General features: G+C 72.2%; 4 protein-coding genes. 2 read left to right on the top strand and 2 right to left on the bottom strand.

Annotation, left to right across the window (positions count from 1 at the left end; all coding sequences use genetic code 11):
* Nucleotides 1-109: 109 nt before the first annotated feature.
* Complete coding sequence (locus ACFY4B_RS42520; RefSeq protein ID WP_079272731.1) at nucleotides 110-337, bottom strand: DUF3263 domain-containing protein; 228 nt, start codon at nucleotides 335-337, stop codon at nucleotides 110-112.
* 102 nt (nucleotides 338-439) lie between these two features.
* On the opposite strand from ACFY4B_RS42520, the gene ACFY4B_RS42515 reads away from it, so the two are divergent.
* Nucleotides 440-790: a cupin domain-containing protein gene (locus tag ACFY4B_RS42515; RefSeq protein ID WP_117489053.1), complete on the top strand. Its 351-nt coding sequence runs from the start codon at nucleotides 440-442 to the stop codon at nucleotides 788-790.
* A gap of 46 nt (nucleotides 791-836) precedes the next feature.
* Here the strand turns inward: ACFY4B_RS42515 and ACFY4B_RS42510 are convergent, their stop codons facing one another.
* Nucleotides 837-2117, bottom strand: a complete 1281-nt coding sequence (locus tag ACFY4B_RS42510; RefSeq protein WP_387977172.1) for an extracellular solute-binding protein — start codon at nucleotides 2115-2117, stop codon at nucleotides 837-839.
* Between the two features lie 325 nt (nucleotides 2118-2442).
* Here ACFY4B_RS42510 and ACFY4B_RS42505 point away from each other — a divergent pair, with 325 nt between their 5' ends.
* A complete protein-coding gene (locus ACFY4B_RS42505) occupies nucleotides 2443-3390 on the top strand; it encodes an ROK family protein (protein ID WP_049655186.1) in 948 nt (315 codons plus the stop codon).
* Nucleotides 3391-3509 lie beyond the last annotated feature (119 nt).

The raw sequence follows: 3509 nt of genomic DNA, 5'->3' as shown, positions 1-3509 counted from the left end.
CGCCCCACCTCCAGGGTTGGCAGTCTGAAAATCATCCAGCCCCCGGAGCGACCACCCCCGGAGCCACCCCCGGCCCCCCACCCTCCCGAGAGCCCGACCCCCCCACCCGTCAACGGGCCCCCCGCCGGGCCTCCCGCACCCGCCGCAGCCGGTTCACCAGCACCGGCGCGTGCGCCAACGCCTCCTCCCGGTCCAGCAGCGCGTTCAGCACCTGGTAGTACCGCGTCGGGGAGAGCCCCAGCTCCTCCCGGATCGCCCGCTCCTTGGCCCCCGCCGTCCGCCACTGCCGCCCCTCCAGCGCCAGCACCGCCCGGTCCCGCTCGCTCAGCTCGCCCACCGCCGACACCTCCGTCCACCGCTACGGAGTGTCATTCTCGCGCGCGACCCGGACACACACTGCTCGCCCCACCGCTCCCCGTGCCCGGCTACCGTCACCCCCATGACCACGCCGAGCTTCGCCCTGCACGTCCCGACCGCCGACCTCGACCCCGACCCGCTCGACCCGTCCCAGATCGTCTCGGGCACCCCCGAGGTCACCGGCAGGGTGCTCTCCGAGTCCGCCGACGGCCGCCACCTGCGCGGTCTCTGGCAGATCACCCCCGGCGTGGTCACGGACGTCGAGGCGGACGAGATGTTCGTGGTGCTCAGCGGCCGGGCCACGATCGAGGTCGAGGGCGGCCCGACCCTGGAGGTCGGCCCGGGCGACTGCGCGGTGCTGCGCGAGGGCGACCGCACCACCTGGACGGTCCACGAGACCCTCCGCAAGGCCTACGCCATCACGCTGCCCTGAGCCCCGTCGGAGCCGGGGCGAACCACGCCCCGGCCCCGACGGCCTGCTACTTGCGGACCTTCACCGCTTCCTTCACCGCCGCGTCCTGCAGTCCTTCGAGCACCTGCTTCGGATCCCCCGTCACGGCCTGCCCGATCCCGGCCTTGATCCGGTTGCTGACCTCGCCCCAGGCCGGGTCCCCGAACGGGTAGAAGCTCGCGTTGCTGAGCCCGACCGCGAACTGCTTGAGGTCCTCGTGCTTGGGGTCGGACGACATCTGGGCGAACGCGTCCTGGGTGACCGGCAGGAGGTTGTACTGCTCGTCGAACTTCAGCTGGTTGTCCTTGCCGTAGACGAACGCCAGGAACTTCTTGATCTCGTTCTTGTGTCCGTTCGCCTTCAGCGCCATCATCCAGTCCGCGACCCCGAGGCTCCCGGTCCGTCCGACGCCGTCCTTCTTCGGGATCGGCGCCGTGCCGAACTCGATCTTCCCGGCGGTCGCCATCCGCAGCAGGGTCGGGTGCCCGTTCAGCATCGCGACCTTCCCGGCGGCGAAGTCCTGGAACACCGGGGTGCGGTTCATCTTGCCCGGGTCCGGGTACGTCAGCCCGGTGGCCACCAGGTTGCTCTTCAGCCAGCCGAAGGTGGCCTGGTTCTGGGCGCTGTCGATGGTGTAGTTGCCGACGTCGTCGGAGATGCTGCCGCCGCCGCTCAGCGTCCACAGCATCGACTCGGCCGGTGCCTCCTCCGGCCCCAGCGGCAGCCCGTACGGGGTCACCCCCGGCACCTTGGCCTTGATCTTCTCGGCGTCCTGCCGCAGCTCGTTCCAGGTGGCCGGCGGCTGGGTGATGCCGGCCTGCCGGAAGACCGCCTTGTTGTAGAAGAGCACCCGCGAGGAGGAGACGAACGGGATCCCGTACTGCGTCCCGACCACCTGCCCGGCGTGCGCGAAGGTGTCCAGGAACCTGGCCTGGGTGTCCACCGAGAGCACGTCGGAGGCCGGGTACAGCCGGTCCGCCGCGACCTGGTCCGCGAAGCCGCCGGTCTGGAGCAGGTCCGGCGACTTGCCGGCGGCGATCATGTCCTCGACCTTCTTGCCGATCTCGGTCCAGCTGTCCACCTCGACACTGACCCTGATCCCGGGGTTGGCCGCCTCGAAGTCCCTGGCGACCGCGTCCCAGTAGTGCTGGGAGCTGGTCTCGGGGCTCTCCCCGTAGTCGGCGGCGACCAGTCTGAGGGTGACCGGCCCGTCGTCCTGCCCGCCGCAGGCACTGACCGCGGTGAGGACCAGTGCTCCGGCCAGCGCACCGCCGAGCACACGGGTGGGAACGTGGACGCGCCTGTTCAACGCGGGTACCGCCTTCGGGGGGATGGAACGGGGGGTGAACGCAGCCGGAACGGGGGAATCCGGCAGGGGGACGCGCAACACTCCCAAACCCGTCGACCACCGGTCCACACCACCGCCCGGCGCCGCCCCAGTAGTTATCGAAGTGCTCGGCGTCATTGCACAATGCGCAACAAAACCCCCACTCACCCCGGTCCGCACCCGCCCCGCACCCCGGCGCAAAGCCGCGCACACCCCCGCAGCTGCGACAAAGCTCACCCAGTATGGACCAGACCAATCCGACAACTGGACTAGACCTCTTCTACCCGCCCAAGGGAAACTGTCCTCCGTGAAGCACGTCATCGCACTCGATGTAGGCGGCACCGGCATGAAGGCCGCGCTGCTCGCCCAGGACGGCTCCGTGCTGTTCGAGGCACGCCGACCGACCGGGCGGGAGCACGGCACGGACGCCGTCGTCGCCGCCATCCTCGACTTCGCCACCGACCTGGCGGACGAGGGCCGCAGCCGTTTCGGCGTCGCCCCGCTCGCGGCCGGTGTCGCCGTCCCGGGCACGATCGACGAGAAGAACGGCATCGCGGTCTTCTCCGCCAACCTCGGCTGGCGCGAGCTCCCGCTGCGCAAGCTCCTCGGCGAGCGCCTGGCCGGGCCGGACGGCGGCGCGATGCCGGTGGCCCTCGGCCACGACGTGCGCTCCGGCGGCCTGGCCGAGGGCCGGCTCGGAGCCGGCCGCGGCGTCGACCGCTTCCTGTTCATCGCCCTCGGCACCGGCATCGCCGGCGCCATCGGCATCGACGGCCGGATCGAGGCCGGCGCGCACGGCTACGGCGGCGAGATCGGCCATGTCGTGGTCCGCCCGGGCGGACCGCAGTGCGGCTGCGGCGCCCGCGGCTGCCTGGAGACGCTGGCCTCGGCCTCCGCCGTCTCCCGCGCCTGGGCCGAGACCAGCGGCGACCCCGACGCCGACGCGGCATCCTGCGCCGCCGCGGTGGACGCCGGGGACGACCGCGCCCTCGCGGTCTGGCAGCGCGCCGTCGACGCCCTGGCGGACGGCATCGTGCTGGCCCAGAGCCTGCTCGACCCGTCCACCGTGATCGTCGGCGGCGGGCTGGCCGAGGCCGGCGACACGCTCTTCACTCCGCTGCGCGCGGCGGTCACCGGGCGACTGACCTTCCAGATGCCCCCGAAGGTCGTACCCGCCATGCTCAAAGACACCGCCGCGTCCCTGGGCGCGGGCCTGCTCGCCTGGGATCTGCTCTCCATGGAGGTGACCGCGTGACCACCGCGGACCGTGACCGTACTGCCCTGGCCGGTGCCCGGCTGGTCCTGCCCGGCGGCGTCGTCGAGGGCGACCGCCTCGCCGTCGAGGGCGAGCGCATCGCCGGCCTCGGCGGCGAC

Source organism: Kitasatospora sp. NPDC001261, assembly GCF_042896795.1.
Classification (GTDB): domain Bacteria; phylum Actinomycetota; class Actinomycetes; order Streptomycetales; family Streptomycetaceae; genus Kitasatospora.
The sequence above is the reverse complement of the archived record's forward strand: the minus strand, read 5'-3'. Positions and strand labels throughout refer to the sequence as shown.

Bases quoted from the DNA above. Each gene is read 5' to 3' on its own strand.
- ACFY4B_RS42515 (WP_117489053.1), top strand. From the start codon at position 440: ATGACCACGCCGAGCTTCGCCCTGCACGTCCCGACCGCCGACCTCGAC.